The 20,227-nt window shown below is 44.0% G+C and carries 16 protein-coding genes; 13 read left to right on the forward strand and 3 right to left on the reverse strand.

The window, feature by feature from the left end; genetic code table 11:
- The first annotated feature begins 387 nt into the window (after positions 1 to 387).
- The 8 genes from sdhC to sucD all read left to right on the forward strand — a co-directional run bounded on the left by sdhC (position 388) and on the right by sucD (position 9,996).
- Positions 388 to 780 (forward strand): succinate dehydrogenase cytochrome b556 subunit, encoded by a 393-nt coding sequence (gene sdhC / locus AACR75_RS11985; RefSeq protein WP_010318676.1) that lies wholly within the window; start codon positions 388 to 390, stop codon positions 778 to 780.
- Positions 774 to 1,121, forward strand: a complete 348-nt coding sequence (sdhD, locus tag AACR75_RS11990) for a succinate dehydrogenase, hydrophobic membrane anchor protein (protein ID WP_010318675.1) — start codon at positions 774 to 776, stop codon at positions 1,119 to 1,121. Before sdhC ends, sdhD begins: the two co-directional genes overlap by 7 nt.
- Positions 1,122 to 2,888, forward strand: a complete 1,767-nt coding sequence (sdhA, locus tag AACR75_RS11995) for a succinate dehydrogenase flavoprotein subunit (protein ID WP_013856347.1) — start codon at positions 1,122 to 1,124, stop codon at positions 2,886 to 2,888.
- Between the two features lie 15 nt (positions 2,889 to 2,903).
- Positions 2,904 to 3,617 (forward strand): succinate dehydrogenase iron-sulfur subunit, encoded by a 714-nt coding sequence (locus AACR75_RS12000; protein ID WP_013856348.1) that lies wholly within the window; start codon positions 2,904 to 2,906, stop codon positions 3,615 to 3,617.
- Between the two features lie 89 nt (positions 3,618 to 3,706).
- Entirely contained in the window at positions 3,707 to 6,517 is a 2,811-nt protein-coding gene (sucA, locus tag AACR75_RS12005) for a 2-oxoglutarate dehydrogenase E1 component (RefSeq protein WP_017042518.1), read from the forward strand.
- A 30-nt stretch (positions 6,518 to 6,547) separates the two neighbouring features.
- Positions 6,548 to 7,756 carry a 2-oxoglutarate dehydrogenase complex dihydrolipoyllysine-residue succinyltransferase gene (odhB, locus tag AACR75_RS12010; RefSeq protein ID WP_013856350.1) on the forward strand — a complete coding sequence of 403 codons (1,209 nt, stop codon included), beginning with the start codon at positions 6,548 to 6,550 and terminating at the stop codon, positions 7,754 to 7,756.
- A gap of 201 nt (positions 7,757 to 7,957) precedes the next feature.
- Positions 7,958 to 9,124, forward strand: coding sequence for an ADP-forming succinate--CoA ligase subunit beta (sucC, locus tag AACR75_RS12015; RefSeq protein WP_047687811.1), 1,167 nt, complete (start codon positions 7,958 to 7,960; stop codon positions 9,122 to 9,124).
- Positions 9,124 to 9,996, forward strand: coding sequence for a succinate--CoA ligase subunit alpha (gene sucD, locus AACR75_RS12020; protein WP_013856352.1), 873 nt, complete (start codon positions 9,124 to 9,126; stop codon positions 9,994 to 9,996). The genes sucC and sucD overlap by 1 nt, the downstream gene beginning before the upstream one ends.
- Positions 9,997 to 10,073: 77 nt before the next feature.
- On the opposite strand, the gene znuB is transcribed toward sucD, so the two are convergent.
- Positions 10,074 to 10,853 carry a zinc ABC transporter permease subunit ZnuB gene (znuB, locus tag AACR75_RS12025; RefSeq protein WP_026027242.1) on the reverse strand — a complete coding sequence of 260 codons (780 nt, stop codon included), beginning with the start codon at positions 10,851 to 10,853 and terminating at the stop codon, positions 10,074 to 10,076.
- Positions 10,846 to 11,628, reverse strand: a complete 783-nt coding sequence (gene znuC / locus AACR75_RS12030; protein ID WP_013856354.1) for a zinc ABC transporter ATP-binding protein ZnuC — start codon at positions 11,626 to 11,628, stop codon at positions 10,846 to 10,848. The genes znuB and znuC overlap by 8 nt, the downstream gene beginning before the upstream one ends.
- Before the next feature lie 84 nt (positions 11,629 to 11,712).
- Between znuC and znuA the strand changes: the two genes are divergently transcribed.
- The 5 genes from znuA (at position 11,713) to AACR75_RS12055 (ending at position 19,663) form a co-directional block, all read left to right on the forward strand.
- Entirely contained in the window at positions 11,713 to 12,591 is an 879-nt protein-coding gene (znuA, locus tag AACR75_RS12035) for a zinc ABC transporter substrate-binding protein ZnuA (protein WP_047687812.1), read from the forward strand.
- Between the two features lie 172 nt (positions 12,592 to 12,763).
- The gene (locus tag AACR75_RS12040) at positions 12,764 to 16,126 is read left to right on the forward strand and encodes an AraC family transcriptional regulator (protein ID WP_047687813.1); all 3,363 of its coding nucleotides are present in this window, start codon (positions 12,764 to 12,766) and stop codon (positions 16,124 to 16,126) included.
- 809 nt (positions 16,127 to 16,935) lie between these two features.
- Positions 16,936 to 17,163 carry a FeoA family protein gene (locus AACR75_RS12045; protein ID WP_013856356.1) on the forward strand — a complete coding sequence of 76 codons (228 nt, stop codon included), beginning with the start codon at positions 16,936 to 16,938 and terminating at the stop codon, positions 17,161 to 17,163.
- Positions 17,163 to 19,436, forward strand: a complete 2,274-nt coding sequence (feoB, locus tag AACR75_RS12050) for a Fe(2+) transporter permease subunit FeoB (RefSeq protein WP_047687814.1) — start codon at positions 17,163 to 17,165, stop codon at positions 19,434 to 19,436. Before AACR75_RS12045 ends, feoB begins: the two co-directional genes overlap by 1 nt.
- Positions 19,433 to 19,663 carry a FeoC-like transcriptional regulator gene (locus AACR75_RS12055; protein WP_047687815.1) on the forward strand — a complete coding sequence of 77 codons (231 nt, stop codon included), beginning with the start codon at positions 19,433 to 19,435 and terminating at the stop codon, positions 19,661 to 19,663. Before feoB ends, AACR75_RS12055 begins: the two co-directional genes overlap by 4 nt.
- Before the next feature lie 96 nt (positions 19,664 to 19,759).
- Here AACR75_RS12055 and AACR75_RS12060 read toward each other — a convergent pair whose 3' ends face one another.
- Entirely contained in the window at positions 19,760 to 20,188 is a 429-nt protein-coding gene (locus AACR75_RS12060; RefSeq protein WP_013856359.1) for an HIT family protein, read from the reverse strand.
- Positions 20,189 to 20,227: the final 39 nt, after the last annotated feature.

The raw sequence follows: 20,227 nt of genomic DNA on the forward strand, positions 1-20,227 counted from the left end.
CTTTGTTTATTATTTAATCCGTCCAGGATGTTTGTGTGACATTTTTTTACGTGTGTTCTTAATTAAAGTCAATTTTTCTCGTCTGATGTGTGCACTTGTTTTGATTTTTTATACATATAAAGTTAAAAATCTGTTCTGTGTAGCAAAAATTGTTACATCAATTGTATTAGAATGTTGCGAGCCGTATAGTGGCACTGAAAATTTTGGTGAACACCTTATAAATAAAAGGCTAGAAACTGTATTTCAGTATTGCATTCTGTCTTTGTTGTTAACGGAATTATTACATTTAACTGCGCGATATCGGGCTTTTTATGTTAAAATAGTGTTAACTTTTATGGGTTTTACAACCAAAATTCATTTATAACTATAAATGCTCAATGGAGCTGAGTGAGCAAGCCCGTGAAAGAAAGAAAGTCAAGACCTGTTAATTTAGATTTACAGACCATTCACTTTCCGATCAGTGCGATTGCATCCATCCTACACCGAGTGTCTGGGGTGATGATGTTCGTTGCGGTCGGAATTTTGCTGTGGTTACTCTCCCTCTCGTTAAGTTCTCCGGTAGGTTTTATGGAAGCCAGCAACATTGTTAATGGCTTTTTCGCAAAATTTATTTTATGGGGAATTTTAACAGCGCTGTCTTACCACATTGCAGGTGGTATACGCCATTTGCTGATGGACCTGGGCCACTTTGAAGAGTTGGAGTCAGGGGCTATGAGTGCCAAAGTCGCCTTCATCGCAACAGCAGTGCTTTCAGTTTTAGCGGGAGTATTGGTATGGTAAAACATGTTTCTTCTTTTGGTCGTAACGGAGTGCATGATTATCTGCTGATCCGTGCTTCTGCGATCATTATGACTCTTTATACTATCTACCTAGTCAGCTTCTGTGCTTTCTCTGGTGATATCTCCTATGTTTCATGGACACAGTTTTTTGGTGGAACCTTTACCAAAGTCTTCACAATGCTGGCGTTAGTCTCTGTCCTTATCCATGGTTGGATCGGTTTATGGCAAGTATTAACGGATTACATTAAGTGTTCTAAATTGCGTGGTGGCCTGCAATTGGTCGTTATCGCAGTGCTCTTTGGATACTTCTTCTCTGGCTTATTTGTATTGTGGGGTGCGTAAGTGACTATTCCAGTTCGTGAATTTGATGCCGTAGTGATCGGCGCTGGTGGTGCTGGCATGCGTGCAGCACTGCAAATTTCAGAGCAAGGTTTATCCTGTGCTCTGCTTTCTAAAGTTTTTCCAACACGTTCTCACACGGTTTCGGCTCAAGGTGGTATTACCGTTGCGTTAGGCAACGCGCATGAGGACCACTGGGAACAACATATGTATGACACGGTGAAGGGCTCCGACTATATCGGTGACCAAGATGCTATCGAGTACATGTGTAAGAATGGTCCAGAGTCGGTGATTGAACTAGAGAAAATGGGTTTGCCTTTTTCTCGTTTTGACAATGGCACCATTTATCAGCGCCCATTTGGTGGTCAATCCAAAAATTTTGGCGGTGAACAAGCGGCTCGAACCGCTGCTGCCGCTGACCGTACTGGTCACGCACTACTTCATACCTTGTATCAACAAAACATTAAATATAAGACCACTATTTTCTCTGAGTGGTACGCACTTGATTTAGTGAAAAATGAAGAGGGTGCAGTACTTGGCTGTACCGCCTTGTGTATGGAAACAGGCGAAGTTTGTTATTTCAAATCTAAAGCCACAGTATTAGCGACTGGCGGAGCTGGCCGTATCTATGCTTCAACCACCAACGCGCACATCAATACGGGTGATGGCGTGGGCATGGCTATCCGCGCTGGCGTCCCGATGCAAGATATCGAAATGTGGCAATTCCACCCAACAGGGATTGCTGGTGCTGGCGTTCTTGTGACGGAAGGGTGTCGTGGTGAAGGTGGCTATCTTTTAAATAAAGATGGTGAACGTTTCATGGAACGTTATGCACCAAACGCGAAGGATTTGGCTGGTCGCGATGTAGTAGCCCGCTCAATGATGATTGAGATCCGTGAAGGTCGTGGTTGCGATGGTCCATGGGGTCCGCATATCAAGCTTAAACTGGATCACCTTGGCAAAGAAACTCTGGAATCTCGTCTGCCGGGCGTATGTGAGTTGTCACGTACGTTTGCTCACGTCGATCCAGTTAAAGAACCGATTCCAGTGATCCCAACTTGCCACTACATGATGGGAGGAGTACCGACTCAAGTTTCAGGTCAGGCGATTAAGCAAGATGCTAAAGGCGCTGATGTGGAAGTTCAAGGTTTGTTTGCGTGTGGTGAAATTGCATCAGTATCGGTGCATGGCGCGAACCGTTTGGGTGGTAACTCTCTACTGGATTTAGTGGTCTTTGGCCGAGCAACAGGCTTGCATTTGGGCGAAACGTTGAAAAAGCAAGCGGACGCAAAACCTGCCACAGAAGCGGACATTGAAAAATCGCTAGAACGTTACAACCGCTGGGAAAACAGTACAGGTGGTGAAGATCCCGCGCAAATTCGTAAAGATCTGCAACGTTGTATGCAAAATAACTTCTCGGTGTTCCGTGAAGGTGAAGCGATGGCTAAAGGTCTTGAAGAGCTTAAAGTGATTCGTGAACGTTTGAAGAACGCACATCTTTCAGACAAGTCAACCGAGTTCAACACTCAACGGATCGAGTGTTTAGAGCTGGAAAACTTGATGGAAACAGCATTTGCTACCGCGGTTGCTGCAAATTATCGTACCGAAAGCCGTGGAGCCCACGCTCGCTTTGACTATCCTGAACGCGATGATGCTAATTGGTTATGCCATTCAATTTACAACCCTGAGACTGAAAGCATGTCGAAGCGTAGCGTAAATATGGAACCAATTTATCGTGAAGCGTTTCCGCCTAAAGCGCGCACATACTAAGGAGAAGGCACTATTATGAAATTGAAATTCTCTTTGTATCGCTATAATCCGGATGTCGATCAAAAGCCTTACATGAAGGATTATCTGCTTGAAGTCGAAGAGGGCTCTGACATGATGTTGTTGGATGCACTCATTTTGCTGAAAGAGCAAGATCCCACCATTGCTTTTCGTCGCTCGTGCCGTGAAGGGGTGTGTGGATCTGACGGTTTGAACATGAATGGTAAAAATGGATTAGCGTGTATCACTCCATTATCTGCGCTTTTGGCCAAAGGCACGATCGTTATTCGACCTCTGCCGGGGCTACCAGTCGTCCGTGATTTAATTGTCGATATGGCCCAGTTTTATGAAAATTACGAGAAAGTTAAACCTTATCTTGTGACTGACGGAAACTTGCCTCCGGCTCGTGAGAACTTGCAATCACCAGAAGAGCGAGCGCATTTAGACGGTTTATATGAGTGCATTATGTGCGCTTGCTGCACAACTTCATGCCCTTCTTTCTGGTGGAACCCGGATAAGTTTATCGGCCCAGCAGGTTTGTTGGCGGCTTATCGTTGGCTAATTGACAGCCGAGATACCGCAACAGATGAACGTTTATCTAATCTTGATGATGCTTTTAGCGTTTTTCGTTGCCATGGCATCATGAATTGTGTAAGTGTTTGTCCTAAGGGATTAAATCCGACGAAAGCCATTGGACATATCAAATCAATGCTTGTGAACCGTTCGGTTTAAAATGAATGAAAATTGCAGGTCTTCGGACCTGCCTTTTATAGCTCGGCATAGACCGAAGCAAACGTGAAAACTACTGGTTAAGGGAAAATATGCACAACGGCGTGATGAAGGCATGGCTCGAGTCTTCACACTTGGCTGGCGCCAATGCAACTTACGTAGAGGACCTCTACGAACTGTATCTAAGTGATCCTGATCTGGTAAGTGAGGAGTGGAAACGTGTTTTTGACGGCTTGCCTGCGCAAGCTGACAATGTGGTTGAACAGCCACATTCACGTGTCCGTGACTACTTCCGACGACTCGCGAAAGAAACAAAGCATTACAATGTCCAAGTTAGTGATCCAGATGTCGATGCTAAGCAAGTAAGAGTCTTGCAGCTGATTAATGCTTACCGTTTTCGCGGTCATGAAGCGGCTCAACTCGACCCCCTAGGTTTATGGCAACGCCCATTAGTGGCAGAATTAGACCCAGCGTTCCACAATCTTAACGAAGGTGACTTCGAAGAAACTTTCAATGTCGGCTCTTTTGCTATCGGGCAAGAGACAATGAAATTGAAAGACATTTATCAAGCCCTCAACAAAACCTATTGCGGTTCCATCGGTGCAGAATACATGCACATTATCGACACTGAACAAAAGCGTTGGATACAACAACGTCTTGAATCAGTCGTTGGTCAACCTTCTTTCAGCAAAGAAGAAAAACGAATTTTCCTCGAAGAATTGACAGCCGCAGAAGGCCTTGAGCGTTATTTAGGCGCGAAATTCCCCGGTGCTAAGCGTTTTTCTTTGGAAGGTGGTGACGCGCTCATCCCAATGATGAAAGAGTTGATCCGTCATGCTGGTAGCACAGGTATGCGTGAAGTTGTGATTGGTATGGCGCACCGTGGTCGTCTTAACATGCTCGTCAACGTCTTGGGTAAAAAACCTCAAGATCTGTTCGACGAGTTTGCAGGTAAGCATGGTGAAAGCTGGGGAACGGGTGATGTTAAATATCACCAAGGTTTCTCTGCTGACTTTGCGACACCCGGCGGTGATGTGCATCTAGCCTTAGCATTTAACCCTTCGCATCTTGAAATTGTTAACCCAGTCGTAATTGGTTCAGTTCGTGCTCGACAAGATCGATTGGGAGATGAAGACGGTTCGACAGTGCTACCTATTTCGATTCATGGTGACTCTGCTATCGCTGGCCAAGGTGTCGTTGCCGAGACATTTAACATGTCTCAAGCGCGTGGCTATTGCGTGGGAGGGACGGTACGTATTGTTATTAACAACCAAGTTGGTTTTACCACGTCAAACCCTCGTGATACACGCTCGACTATGTATTGTACTGACATCGCTAAGATGGTTCAGGCCCCCATTTTCCACGTCAATTCTGATGATCCAGAAGCAGTTGCTTTCGTCACCCGCATTGCACTCGATTATCGTAATGAATTTAAGCGTGATGTCGTCATTGATCTGGTTTGTTATCGCCGTCACGGCCATAACGAAGCCGACGAGCCAAACGCAACTCAACCGCTGATGTATCAAAAGATCAAAAAGCATCCTACGCCGCGTAAGCTTTATGCCGATGTTTTGATAGAGCGTGGTGAGTTTGATATTGAGATTGCCACACAGTTAGTCAACGAATATCGTGATGCTCTGGATCATGGTGAAGTCGTGGTGAAAGAGTGGCGTCCAATGGCACTGCATTCTGTTGATTGGTCACCGTATATTGGCCATGAATGGGATATGCCATGGAATAGTAAAGTTGACCTTGAGCGTTTAAAAGAGCTGGGTAACCGAATTTGTCAGTATCCAGAAAGCCATAAACTGCAAAGTCGTGTGGATAAAATCTATACCGACCGACAAGCGATGGTTAATGGAGAGAAGCTTCTCGATTGGGGTATGGCTGAAACGCTGGCTTATGCAACCTTAGTTGATGATGGAAAGCGAATCCGCATTTCGGGGCAAGACTCTGGGCGTGGAACCTTCTTCCACCGTCACTCGGTATTGCATAACCAAAGTGACGCAAGTACCTATATTCCATTGGCGAATATCCATGATAAACAGGGTCCTTTTGAAGTATTGGATTCGGTTTTGTCGGAAGAAGCAGTGCTAGCTTTTGAATATGGCTACGCGACAGCGGAGCCGAGTGGTTTGACGATTTGGGAAGCTCAGTTTGGTGATTTCGCCAATGGAGCTCAAGTCGTGATTGACCAGTTCATCTCTTCCGGTGAACAAAAATGGGCGCGTTTGTGTGGTTTAACCATGTTGCTACCTCATGGTTATGAAGGACAAGGCCCGGAGCACTCATCAGCACGCCTAGAGCGTTATTTGCAACTGTGCGCCGAACAAAACATGCAAGTGGTGGTTCCCTCTACGCCAGCGCAGGTATACCACATGCTGCGTCGTCAGGTCGTTCGTCCAATGCGTCGACCATTGATCGTTATGTCACCAAAATCGTTGTTGCGTCACCCACTATGTATCTCAACACTGGAAGACTTGGCTGACGGATCGTTTTTGCCGGCTATCGGCGAAGTTGACGATCTCAACCCAGCGAATGTCAAACGTGTTGTGTTCTGCTCTGGTAAGGTTTACTACGACCTGCTTGAACAGCGCCGCAATAACGAACAAGGTGATGTTGCTATCGTCCGTATTGAACAGCTATATCCATTCCCGAAAGAAGAAGTGGAAGCGGTTATCGCTCAATACACTAATGTTGTTGACTATGTATGGTGCCAAGAAGAGCCTCAAAACCAAGGTGCTTGGTACAGTAGCCAACATAACTTCCGTTCTGCCATTCCAGCCGGTGCTGATCTGAAATACGCAGGTCGCCCTGCATCAGCATCACCAGCCGTTGGTTATATGTCGGTACACTTGAAACAACAAAAAGCGTTGGTTGAAGACGCTCTGACCCTAGCTTAACGAACTAGAAGTAAAAGGAAGACACAGATTATGACAATTGAAATTCTGGTTCCAGATCTACCTGAATCAGTGGCTGATGCAACAGTCGCGACATGGCATAAAAAGCCAGGTGAAGCCGTCGCTCGTGATGAAGTACTCGTTGAGATTGAAACTGATAAAGTAATTCTTGAAGTGCCAGCGCCTGAGGCGGGTGTTCTCGAGGCCATTATCGAGCAAGAAGGTGCGACGGTGCTTTCGAAACAGTTATTGGCGAAATTGAAACCCGGTGCCGTTGCAGGTGAACCGACGAAAGATACCACCAACGATACAGAGCCGTCTCCTGATAAACGCCACAAAGCCACACTGACAGACGAAACGAATGATGCGCTTAGCCCTGCGGTACGCCGTTTACTCGCCGAGCATGGTTTGGAAGCAAGCCAAGTGAAAGGCTCTGGTGTGGGTGGGCGTATCACGCGTGAAGATATTGATGCTCATCTAGCGGCTGCAAAATCAGCGTCAGCAGTTGCTTCAAGTCAACCTGAGCCTGTCGTTGCGATGGCGCGCAGTGAAAAACGTGTACCGATGACGCGTTTGCGTAAACGTGTTGCGGAGCGTCTGCTTGAGGCAAAAAATAGCACGGCGATGTTGACGACGTTTAATGAAGTTAACATGAAGCCTATCATGGATCTTCGTAAGCAATATCAAGGTCTGTTTGAAGAGAAACACGGTATTCGTTTAGGCTTTATGTCTTTCTACGTAAAAGCAGTAACAGAAGCGTTAAAACGTTATCCAGAAGTGAATGCATCTATTGATGGCCAAGATATTGTGTATCACAGCTATTTTGATATTAGCATGGCAGTTTCAACGCCTCGTGGCTTAGTGACTCCGGTTCTTAAAGATTGCGATACGCTAAGCCTTGCCGAAATTGAGAAGGGCATCAAAGAGCTTGCACTCAAAGGAAGAGATGGCAAATTGACGGTTGAAGAACTGACTGGCGGTAATTTCACGATTACGAATGGCGGTGTGTTTGGATCGTTAATGTCAACACCGATCATTAATCCGCCGCAAGCGGCCATATTGGGTATGCACAAAATCCAAGACCGCCCAATGGCTGTGGATGGCAAAGTGGAAATTTTACCAATGATGTACCTAGCACTTTCTTATGACCACCGTTTGGTGGATGGCCGTGAGTCAGTTGGTTTCCTTGTGACAGTAAAAGAGCTACTTGAAGATCCAGCACGTCTGCTACTGGACGTGTAACCTCACTGAACGTTGTTCAGTGAATTTAAGGCTAGGCAGGCTCACGTCTAGCCTTCATTTAAGCAAAAGGCTACAAGCTATCCTCTTGGATAAATTGCAGCCGCTTAATTTGAGAAGCACCCTACAGATATATGGCGCAGCATAGCTGCCGCTTTATGGAAATAATAAATCCCTTAAGGGATAAACAAACGGAAGAACATAATGAACTTGCATGAATATCAAGCCAAACAGCTGTTTGCAGAATTCGGTTTGCCTGTACCGGAAGGTTATGCCTGTGATACTCCACAAGAAGCTTTTGAAGCGGCGGGTCGGATTAGTACAGCGAAGAAAGTTGTTAAGTGTCAAGTGCATGCTGGTGGTCGCGGTAAAGCGGGTGGCGTTGAGTTGCACGACACTAAAGATGGTGTCAAAGAGTTTGCTCAAAAATGGCTAGGTAAAAATCTGGTTACTTATCAAACGGACGTAAATGGTCAGCCAGTATCAAAAATTTTGGTCGAAGAAGCCTCTAATATCGCGAATGAGCTTTACTTAGGCGCAGTCGTCGATCGTGCGACTCGTCGTGTCGTGTTCATGGCCTCAACAGAAGGCGGCGTGGAAATTGAAAAAGTAGCGGAGGAGACTCCTGAGCTGATTCATAAAGCCGCGATTGATCCTTTGGTTGGTCCGCAAGCCTACCAAGGCCGAGAACTTGCTTTCAAACTTGGCTTGGAAGGTGACCAAATTAAGCAATTTGTGAAGATCTTTCTAGGTCTTGGCGCTATGTTTACCCAGTATGATCTTGCATTGCTAGAAATCAACCCATTAGTTGTCACCGCTGAAGGGAACTTGTTGTGCCTTGATGGCAAGATCAACATCGACTCAAACGCACTTTATCGTCAACCTAAACTTCGCGAAATGCACGATCTCTCACAAGAAGATGAGCGCGAAGCTCATGCTGCTCAGTGGGAACTGAACTATGTTGCTCTTGATGGCAATGTTGGCTGCATGGTGAACGGTGCTGGTCTTGCAATGGGAACGATGGACATCGTTAACCTTCATGGCGGCAAACCTGCAAACTTCCTTGATGTTGGTGGTGGTGCAACCAAAGAGCGTGTTGCTGAAGCGTTCAAAATCATTTTGTCTGATGACAACGTGAAAGCAGTATTGGTGAATATTTTCGGCGGTATCGTACGTTGCGATATGATTGCAGAAGGCATTATCGGTGCGGTGAAAGAAGTTGGTGTAACGGTTCCCGTAGTCGTGCGTTTGGAAGGTACAAATGCGGAATTAGGACGCGGAGTACTTGCAAATTCTGGTCTTGATATCATTGCAGCTGAGTCGTTAACGGACGCAGCTCAGAAAGTTGTTGCTGCGGCGGAGGGTAAATAATGTCGGTACTTATTAATAAAGACACCAAAGTAATCTGCCAAGGTTTCACTGGTGGTCAGGGAACTTTCCACTCCGAACAGGCGATTGCCTACGGTACACAAATGGTCGGTGGGGTTTCTCCGGGTAAAGGTGGTCAAACTCACCTTGGTCTGCCTGTATTTAATACGGTGCGTGACGCAGTGAAAGCAACGGGTGCAACGGCAACCGTTATTTATGTACCTGCACCATTTTGTAAAGACGCTATTTTAGAAGCAATTGACGCTGGTATTGAACTTATTGTGACGATCACGGAAGGTATACCGACTACCGATATGATTGACGTAAAAGTGAAGCTTGAAGAGACTGGTGTGCGCATGATTGGCCCGAACTGTCCGGGTGTGATTACACCGGATGCGTGTAAGATCGGCATCATGCCAGGCCACATTCATAAGAAAGGAAAAGTGGGTATTGTTTCACGTTCAGGAACGCTAACTTATGAAGCCGTTAAGCAAACAACAGATGAAGGCTTTGGTCAGTCAACGTGTGTTGGTATTGGCGGTGACCCAATCCCGGGCTCTAACTTCATTGATATCTTGAAACTATTCCAAGACGATCCTGAAACTGAAGCGATTGTGATGATTGGCGAGATCGGTGGTACAGCCGAAGAAGAAGCTGCGGCATTCATTAAAGAGAATGTCACGAAACCGGTGGTGTCTTATATTGCTGGTGTGACCGCGCCTCCGGGTAAACGGATGGGCCATGCTGGCGCTATCATTTCTGGTGGTAAAGGAACAGCTGATGAGAAATTTGCAGCGCTTGAAGCCGCGGGTGTGAAAACTGTCAAAAGCCTTGCTGATATCGGAAAAGCATTGCGTGAAGTGACGGGTTGGTAATCACGCCTCCCTCAGTTTGAAGACAAACCCCGAACCTTGTTTCGGGGTTTTTACTTTAGATTCAATAGGTTTTGATACTAGCGTTTTACAAGTTGACTGCACATAAACATCGTTGTAGCCGTCACGACAACCGAAGGGCCTGCAGGTGTGTCAAAATGCCACGAGAGGATTAGCCCGCCCAGCACAGCTAAAGCGCCGACCAAAGAAGCCAATATTGCCATCTGCTCTGGGGTTTTTGTGAGTCGCCTAGCGGTCGCTGCGGGAATAATCAGCAGCGATGTCATAATCAGAGCACCAACAAATTTCATTCCTAGTGCAATCACCACCCCAATCAATAGCATCAGCAGCAAACGCATTAAATCAACGTTGATGCCTTCAACAAACGCAAGTTCTTCGTTCACTGTAGTTGAAAGTAATGGCCGCCAAAAAAGAAATAGCAGTGCACTTACTGCAATTGCTCCTCCCCAAATGAAGGCTAAATCGGTAAAGTTCACTGCCAATAAATCGCCAAAGAGATAGCTCATTAAATCGATGCGAACGTTATCAAGGAAGCTTACTGCAATGAGACCAATAGATAACGAGCTGTGAGCGAGAATGCCGAGCAAAGTGTCTGTCGCCACAAGCTGCTGTTTCTGCATAGTAACCAAAATGATTGCAAGCCCAAGACAGCAAACGAGCAACGCAAGATAAAGGTTGATATCAAGCAAAAAGCCTAGCGCCAATCCCATCAGCGAGGCGTGTGCGAGGGTATCGCCAAAATAAGCCATTTTTCGCCAAACCACGAATGACCCAAGGGGACCTGCGATAACGGCAATACCAAGGCCTGCTAATATTGATGGAAGAAGAAATTCAATCATGATGGTGACCGTGTGAATGATTTGAACAGCAAGTTGCATCTCCTTTCACAGGTTGGCCTGCTAAGTCGTGATGATGCTGATGTTTGTGATGGTAAAAAGCTAAGGCTTCGCGATTGCGCGTACCAAATAAAGCGATATAGCTTGGGTGTTGAGTAATCGTTGCAGGTGAACCGAAACAGCAAACATGGTGATGAAGACAGATAACATCATCCGTTTTTGCCATCACCAGATGCAAATCGTGAGAGACCATGAAGACACCACAGCCGAAACGATGTCGTATGGCATCGATAAGATCATACAGATCAATTTGCCCTTGCACGTCAACACCTTGGGCTGGTTCATCAAGAATTAGAATATCTGGGCGCTGTAGCAATGCACGGGCGATAAGAATCCGTTGCGTTTCACCACCGGACAGCTTATGCATATCATAATCAAGAAGATGCTCGGCCCCGACTAGTCTGAGTGCGTCTAGCAACTCTTGTTGACTAAAACGTCCGGCCAAACTTAAAAATCGTTTAACGGGGAGTGGTAACGCGTCATTAAGTTTTAACTTTTGAGGAACATAACCAATTTTAAGGTTTTTTACGCGCGTCATCGTTCCGCTATGGACGGGCTGTAGCCCGAGCAATACTTTAACGAGCGTCGACTTGCCCGCACCATTAGGACCTATCAGTGTGGTAATCTTCCCTTTTTCTAGGTTGATACTGACATTGTCCAAAACACGGCGGTTGTTGAATTCGACACAAATGCCTTGCAGCTGAATTAAGTTGGACATGAATGGAACTTATTTGCAATTCGGAAGTGTTATAATGTAACATTTCGTTCCCTTTAACGCTATATACCGAATGGAAAAACCATCATGTTGCGTCAGATTATGCTCCTTCTTTGCTTAATAACATTATCGCCTTTGGCGTGGTCTACGGTCATTTTGACCAGCATCAAGCCGATTCAGATGATTACATATGAATTGACTCTCGATGTGAATGAACCAGAAGTACTACTGGGGGCAAATACCTCACCGCATGACTATGCGTTGCGCCCTTCTGATGTTAAAAAAGTCAGAGCGGCGGATTTAGTGATTTGGTATGGAAAAGACCTTGAGCCATTCTTAAGTAAGACATTAGCGAGTCACCACAACGTTTTGACCATCAGCCAAATTGATGGCCTGACACTGAGAGAGCTCAGTGGCGAACAACACGATCATGATGGGCATCACCATGGTATGTATGACCCACATTTTTGGCTTGGAACAGATCAAGCCAAGCAAGTGGCAGCGGCGATTACCGCAAGTTTAGTGAAAAGTGATAGCGCTAATGCCGAGCAGTATAAAGTAAACTTAGTCCGCTTTTTGGCTCAATTAGACTCGACTCATCAAGCAATCATGCAGAAGATGAGCAAAATTAGTGATAAAGGATATTATGTTTTTCATGATGCATATGGTTATTTTGAACAGCAATATCATTTGAATAACCTCGGCCATTTTACCGTTAGTCCTGACAGAAAGCCGGGTGCTAAAACCCTAATCACCATTAAAAATTCAATCATTAATAATGAAGCGAAATGCGTGTTTTCAGAACCTCAGTTTACCCCGGCGGTGATTGATACTGTGACTCGTGGCACTAAGGTTAAAACGGGAGTACTTGATCCATTAGGCGCAGATATCAAAGTGAAAAGTGGCAGCTATTTTGAGCTGTTAAATCAGCTGAGCAACAATTTTTACACTTGTTTGTCTCAATAGATGTACGCTGTATTGTATGTTGTACGATCTGCACTGAAATCTAGGATAAAGATTCACAGATTGTCGCTTTCTTAGCTTCAAAAAGCCTTATCTTTGGTTAGAATGTTTTGATAATTATCGCCACGAAAAAACAGTTTGCAATTTGGCGTGATATTGATTGAGGCCCTGTCTGTTGAAAGGAAAGAACGACTATTTTAAACCTTTGCTCTGGATCTTGGGTTTTCTGACGCTTTTATTAGCGCAGGGGACACAAGCTCTAGACAAAGCACCTTCTATCTTCTATCCATTGCCAGCTCAGGCTCAAGGGAAAATTTTTGCCGCACAAAATTTGTTTTTAGGTGAAGAAGGGGGAATTTGGATACACGATGTGCATGGCAAAGTGGTTTTCTTTGATGGACAAAACATCCTTCCCCGGCGTGGCTCAGTGCTTTCACAAGAGAGCGAAAATATTACCTATCTTAATAACGCTTTTTGGACGTTCATTGATAATGAACTTTATCGAACTTATCCCGCACAAGATCGCGAATTAGTATTTAGCTTAACGCCTGGAATCATCATAAAAAAAATAGGTTCGTCAGGTAATTTCATCTGGTTAGCCGATGAGACGCACTTTTATACATACCATGCGCAAACCCACAAGTTAGTTACTTATTCTTTTAAAGAAATGTATCAATTAAATCAAGCAAGTCGATTAATCGTTAATGATGCGAAGTTTGTGCTTTCTAAATGGGTATTAGCCACTAATGCTGGAGTCTATCTATCAGATGGAGAGAGTTTTTCTCACGTGCTCAGCTCTGGTAAAAACTTCATTGAGAAACTCTATTTTTCCGAGAAACGTAGAGAGCTTGTGATTGGAATGCTCAATGGTGGGCTGATTATTGATGTCGAGGACCCAAAGCGCCAGCAAAAGTTGGTTGGAGATTCCCATGTATTATCTGTTGCTGAGACAGATCAAGAGTATTGGATTGGTACTGAAGACGGATTATTTGTTCATTCATTTTTGACAGGTAAAACCGTCAAGTTAGAAAGTAATGACCAAGACAATAATGGGTTACCAGGCAATAAAATTTATTCATTGGTCAATGACTTACAAGGTGGAATTTGGATCGCAACGGATAAAGGCATTCGTTACTTTTCTCTGTTTGGACAAAAATTTAAGCGCCATTCCATTGCACCGCTCAACAATAATTCCATAACAAAAATTGTGACAAGGTCAGATAATAAAGGGTATTTGTTTTTAACTCGACAAGGGTTATACCAAGTCGATGCTGAAGATTGGCAAGAGCCTAAACTTATTTTCCCAGGAGAAGTGCATGATTTCGCTCAAATAGATGATCACTCTTTATGGATAGCTACACATACAGGCATCGTTATTTATCACTTGCAGACAAAAAAGATGATAGAAACGAGCGTTTTACCTCTGAAGCTGCGTTCGAATGATACTAAACATCTTGAATTTGATCATGAAGGACTGTTGTGGGGAGCAACAGGTAACCATTTGTGGTCATATCAGTTGGCCGATAACTCGCTAACCGATTTCGGTTCTGAATGGTTTGTTGATGCATTTTTACCTGCAAAAATAATAAAACTTAAGTCAACTCGGCGAGGGGTATTTATCGGCACTGACCATGGTGTTTATCTTTTTGACAAAGGCAAAATTGTTTTTCTCCGAGCGACTAGTCATTATGGACAAAGCATTGATATATTTGAGAGTAGCAAGGGCGATGTTTGGTTTGCTAGTGCTTATGGCGTCTTTGTTTTGGCACATGATCGTAGTGATATTCGATCTATTGATATGGTTGAAGAGAATATTAGCCCCAAATGTTTAACTGAAACGGGCAACGGTATTTGGCTGACTTCCTCACAAGGAATCTCGCTCTATAATCCTATGGGTGAGATGGTAAAGCATTTTGGTGATCCACACGGATTGATGAATAATGAATTTAAAAGTGGAGTTTGCGAATCAAGTATTATCAATAACCAACAGCAGTTGCTGCTAGGTTCCCGTTTTGGCTTAGTGACAGCATGGTCCTCTGAACTCACGGTTGCTACCCCTCCTAATACCAATATTATCTTTAGCCAAGTGAATGTCGATCACATTCCTGTCATGTTCGGTCGTGGTCGTTTTCAGACACTAGAATTGGAATATGGAAGTTCGATAAGCTTTTTATTTGGTGCATTGCCAGAATCGAGAGCCTTATCATTGGAGTATCGTATTGCAGGGGATAAGGAGTGGCAGAGATTAGAAAGCGCTCAGTTGACACTTGATCACCTGTTACCTGGACACTATCGTTTGCTGGTGAGAAATTACAGTCCAAATCCGCAAAACAGTATGATAAACAGTCTATCATTTATTGTGGATAACCCGTGGTATTGGTCTTCATGGGCTATTGTTCTTTACCTTTGCCTTTCTATAGGCCTTATTGCTTTTGCTTCATGGTGGCGTTCTCGTTGGGTTACCAAAGTAAACCGAAAGTTAAAAGCTCAGGTGGCCTTGAAAACGGATCAACTACGGCATCAAAGCAAAATTGTTTTGACTAATAACCAGCAGTTGCGCAAGCAATTACAAATTCGCCATATCGTTGTTGAACAGATGTTAGATTCTATTACTCCTACATTAAATCAGCTGATTTATCGCTCCCAACTCCATCAACTCGCGCGACTTGAGTCTTTAGCTTTAAAAGTAAAACGTGAACTGGCGTTACTTCGTAACGTAAGAAATGATAAAACAGCGACTCAGTTGCTCTACGACCTATCGATAATCTTGAACTCTTGTGTGGACGGATGGCGTGAAGAGTTCGCGAAAGCGAATATTTCGTTGGCGGTGAACAATGAGCTTAAACAAGCTTATATTGAATCTGCCCATTTTAACCTAGACATCATTTTCAATACGCTACTGTCTGATGCGGTAAAACGTCTTTACAGAAATCAAGAGCTACAAATTCATTGTTATGAAAGGGAGAAAAGACTGTTTATTGTGATGATTGACTGTGGCGATCAGGTGCAATCTATCAATAGTGATAAGCGTATCTCTGGTTTTGAACTAGAGGAAATGCAACTGTTAGTACAGCGCAGTGGTGGGGAAATACATATTTTTTCATCGCCAGAACGAAATTTAGTTGAGCTTTCTTGGCCATCAGTTGAGCTTGTGAGTGATGCACCTGAAATGATCGTCGTAGAGGAGCATTCAGAGGACAAGTTTATTGATGTAACGGAAAAAGAGTGGCTTAAAAAAGTCGAAAAATTGGCACACAATCACTATTCAGATCCTGAATTTAGTACCTCTAGTGCGGCCAAATCACTCTTCGTATCGGAGCGTAGTTTGCAGCGTCGTTTTAAAGCGATCACCAATAAAACATTCAAAGAGTATCTAAATGAGATCCGCTTAGAGAAAGCGTGCCAATATTTGCTCGCAGGAGGAAAAGTCGCCCAAGTCGCTTTTGATTGTGGGTTTAATGATCCGTCTTATTTCAGCCAAAGATTTAAACATCACTTCGGTTTATCGCCAACCCAATTTGTTGATGATAACGAGTAATACCGCCCCTGATAATAGTGATAACTTTCCTACTTGAAGACTTGAAGACTTGAAGACTTGAAGACTTGAAGACTTGAAGTTGCAGCGATGTTCGCGACATTCAGTCACCCTAATCACAAAGCTTATTCAGGTGTGTGGAGATGAACTCACTTTCCGCCGACCTGCAATCAAGCTGTATCTCCCTTCTTGATTAGATTGGCTGCTGTGTTAGCTACGCATATTTGTCTATGCTTGCGTAGATACACTCATTAATACTCAAAGTCGTAATATCAATTTATTTTGGGAATAGCACTTACTCAATAAACAGGCTGGGTCGGTGATTGTGTTGCGGTAAAGATGAGATGAGTAGAAAAAAAAGATCGTGGTATAGCCGGGGGGACTATACCACGGGTGTCAATGACACCTTCGCTTGCTGCCGGAGTGATACGAGTAACACCCGTACCACCTCTGGAATTTGTATCTAAGGAGTAATTCCTTTCGATGGATTTACTATATGGCAAAGGACTTATTTCATTTATAAAATTAACGACAACCTAGTATAAGAAAAACGACAAAATACATAATTAACATTAACTGATTGATTTTAATGGTTTATTTTGGCTTTTCCTGTTTTTGTTTATTTTTTTATGTTGAGCTCATTTGTGCCTGATAATTTTTTAACGTTTTTAACGTCAGTTTATTTACCGAAAACAACGTGATGGATTTATGCAATCTTTGATTTCACGCAATAAAATAGAGGGTTAGCGCGTGTATCATTCGCCTGTTAATAAAAATATTTCTCATTACCACTACCATTGAGAGCAAGATAGATGAAATTATCTCAATTAAATGAAGGGGATAGTGCGAGCATTGTCGCGTTCAATCAACTTCCAAATGACATTCGTAAAAAATTGATGGTGATGGGCTTGCTGCCTCTAACTACTGTTACGTTAATCAGAAGAGCTCCTATGGGAGATCCACTTCAACTTGAAGTGAGAGGCGTCTCTTTAGCGGTACGTGAAAATATAGCCGCTTGTATTGAAGTGGAGAGAGCGTAGTGCGATATCAAATTCTAACCGTTGGTAACCCTAATAGTGGCAAAACAACGTTATTTAATGGGCTGACTGGTTCTAAGCAACAAGTCGGTAACTGGGCTGGTGTTACAGTTGAGAAAAAAACGGGTCGCTACACTCATTCTGGAGATGAATTCATACTAACGGATTTGCCGGGCATCTACGCACTTGACAGCGGGAATGACAGTAACAGCATTGACGAATCCATTGCCTCTAGAGCGGTTCTTACACATCCTGCTGATTTAATCATTAACGTTGTGGACGTGACGTGTTTGGAGCGCAGTCTCTATATGACGCTTCAATTGAGAGAGCTCGGGCGTCCAATGATTGTGGTTTTGAATAAAATGGACGCTTTAAAAAGAGAGCGTCAAAGCCTAGACATTCAACAACTTGAGAAAGTTCTAGGTTGCCCCGTTTTTATGCTTTCGGCTACCAGTAAAGAGCAGGTGAGTCGATTCAAAGAAAAGCTGCATAAAGTACTGCTGCAAGGCGTAGCTCTTAAAGAACTGCTATTGGATTACGGTAGTGCATTTGAACAATCGATCGGAAAATTAGCCACTATTTTTCAACATAAGCAAGTGGCACCTCGCGCATTGGCTATTCGTGCTTTAGAAAATGATCTTTTGGTGATTAATGGATTACCAGAAGTGCAGCGTGAGCTTATCCAGAAAGAGCAATTGCAAAGTGGTTTGGATATTGATCTGCATGTCGCTGATACCAAATACACATTTTTGCATGAACAGTGCCAGCAGATCCGCAAAACAGAAGGGAAACTAAGCCACAGTTTTACACAAAAAGCGGATAAGCTGATTTTAAATAAATGGGTGGGTGTACCGTTTTTCTTTGTGGTTATGTACTTAATGTTTATGTTCTCGATCAATATTGGGAGCGCTTTCATTGATTTCTTCGACATTGGCGTCGGGGCGTTATTGGTTGATGGTGGGCACCACTTACTGGATGATCATTTGCCTATTTGGCTAGTGACATTATTAGCCGATGGCCTTGGCGGAGGTATTCAAACCGTCGCCACATTTATCCCAGTTATCGCTTGTTTGTACTTATTTTTAGCTGTACTCGAAAGTTCAGGCTATATGTCTCGCGCGGCTTTTGTTTTAGATAAAGTGATGCAGAAGATAGGCCTACCGGGTAAAGCGTTTGTTCCGCTTGTTTTAGGATTTGGTTGTAACGTTCCCGCGATTATGGCGACCCGAACTCTAGATCAAGAACGTGAACGTAAATTAGCGGCATCGATGGCACCCTTTATGTCATGTGGTGCACGTTTGCCAGTGTATGCGCTATTTGCTGCGGCGTTTTTCCCTGAAAGCGGTCAAAATGTAGTTTTTGCTCTTTATTTATTGGGCATTTTAGCCGCAGTGTTCACTGGTTTGGTTTTGAAGCATACGCTCTATCCGGGTTCAAGTGACAGCCTAGTGATGGAGATGCCAGATTACGAGATCCCAACGGTACAAAACGTCATGATCAAAACATGGCAGAAATTAAAACGTTTTGTTCTCGGTGCAGGGAAAACGATTGTCATCGTCGTTATGATCTTAAGCTTCCTCAATTCAGTTGGTACTGATGGTAGCTTTGGTAATGAAGATAGTGACAACTCCGTGTTATCAAAAGTGGCTCAAGTGGTTACTCCGGTATTTGCTCCTATTGGTATCAATCAAGATAACTGGCCAGCGACAGTGGGTATCATCACGGGTATTTTTGCAAAAGAAGCGGTAGTCGGAACATTAAACAATTTATATACCTCTGCTGAAGGTGATGAAAGTGAATATGACCTAATGGCGAGCCTACAAGAAGCGGTTATGTCTATTCCAGAAAACCTAACGGGATTAAGCTTCTCTGATCCGCTCGGTATCGAAGTCGGAGACTTGACAGACAGTAGCGCAGTGGCTGAAGAGCAAGCCGTAGATGCCTCAATCTTTGGTAATTTGAAACAGCACTTTGTCACTGGTCATGCCGCATTTGCCTACCTTCTCTTCATTTTGCTTTACACGCCTTGCGTTGCAGCCATGGGGGCTTATGTTCGTGAGTTTGGGGCAAATTACGCTCGTTTTATCGCAGTATGGACGATGGGGCTTGCGTATGGTGGCGCCGCGCTTTATTACCAAGCGACAAGGATCACCGAAACCCCTGTCGAAAGTTTAACGTGGATTATTGCCATTGTTATGGCGAGTTTGTTGACCTTTAAAATGCTTAAGCGAAAAGGACTCCAGCAGAAAACGGTGCTTGAGGTACAAGTGGCATGATATTAAATGAGTTAAAGCGCTACATTGAAGATAATGGGATCGTTAGCCGCTCGGCGATTGCGAAAAAGTTTTCGCTCAGTGAGGACGGCGTTGACGCTATGTTAGCCGTGTGGATACGAAAAGGTGTGTTGTCGCGCACTATCGATACCAACAAGGCTAACCGCGTAACAAGAGTGCGTTATGGGCTTAACCGAAATAACGGGCTGTCTTTGACTGTCGTACTTTAGTCATAATTGATGCTAGGCATTCTGTCTGATAAACGAAAGCCGCTGATGTCAGCGGCTTTCAAACTTTTACCTAATATATGGTGTGAGAGACGACGTTTATCCTTTTCTAAAAATAGAACTCAGTGATAGAACATTTTGGATTCTGGTTAAGATCGCTTGCTGTTCTTGTTCGGCTCTCACTATCCCTTGAGTATTGCCCCAGATAGGCCCAGGCCATGCTATGTCATTTTTAAATCGAGCAACATGGTGAATATGGAGCTGAGGAACCATGTTACCCAGCGCACCTAAATTGAGTTTATCTGGACAAAACGTGGCTTCAAGAGCTTGGCTAACGGCTTGAGATTCGCATAAAAATTGTTGCTGTTCCTGCATTGGTAGATGATGCAGCTCTTTCAAATTGGCACGTTTAGGCACCAGAATAATCCAAGGTACGGCATTATCTTTATGGAGTAAGGCTAAGCAAAGAGGAAATTCACCAATGACGGAAGTGTCTTTGGCCAGTTGCGGGTGGAGTTCAAAATTCATGTCAATCTCACTTGCACGGATGTTATCACCGATAAAAGA

The sequence above is a fragment of the Vibrio sp. ZOR0018 genome (assembly GCF_963865925.1).
Classification (GTDB): Bacteria; Pseudomonadota; Gammaproteobacteria; order Enterobacterales; family Vibrionaceae; genus Vibrio; species Vibrio anguillarum.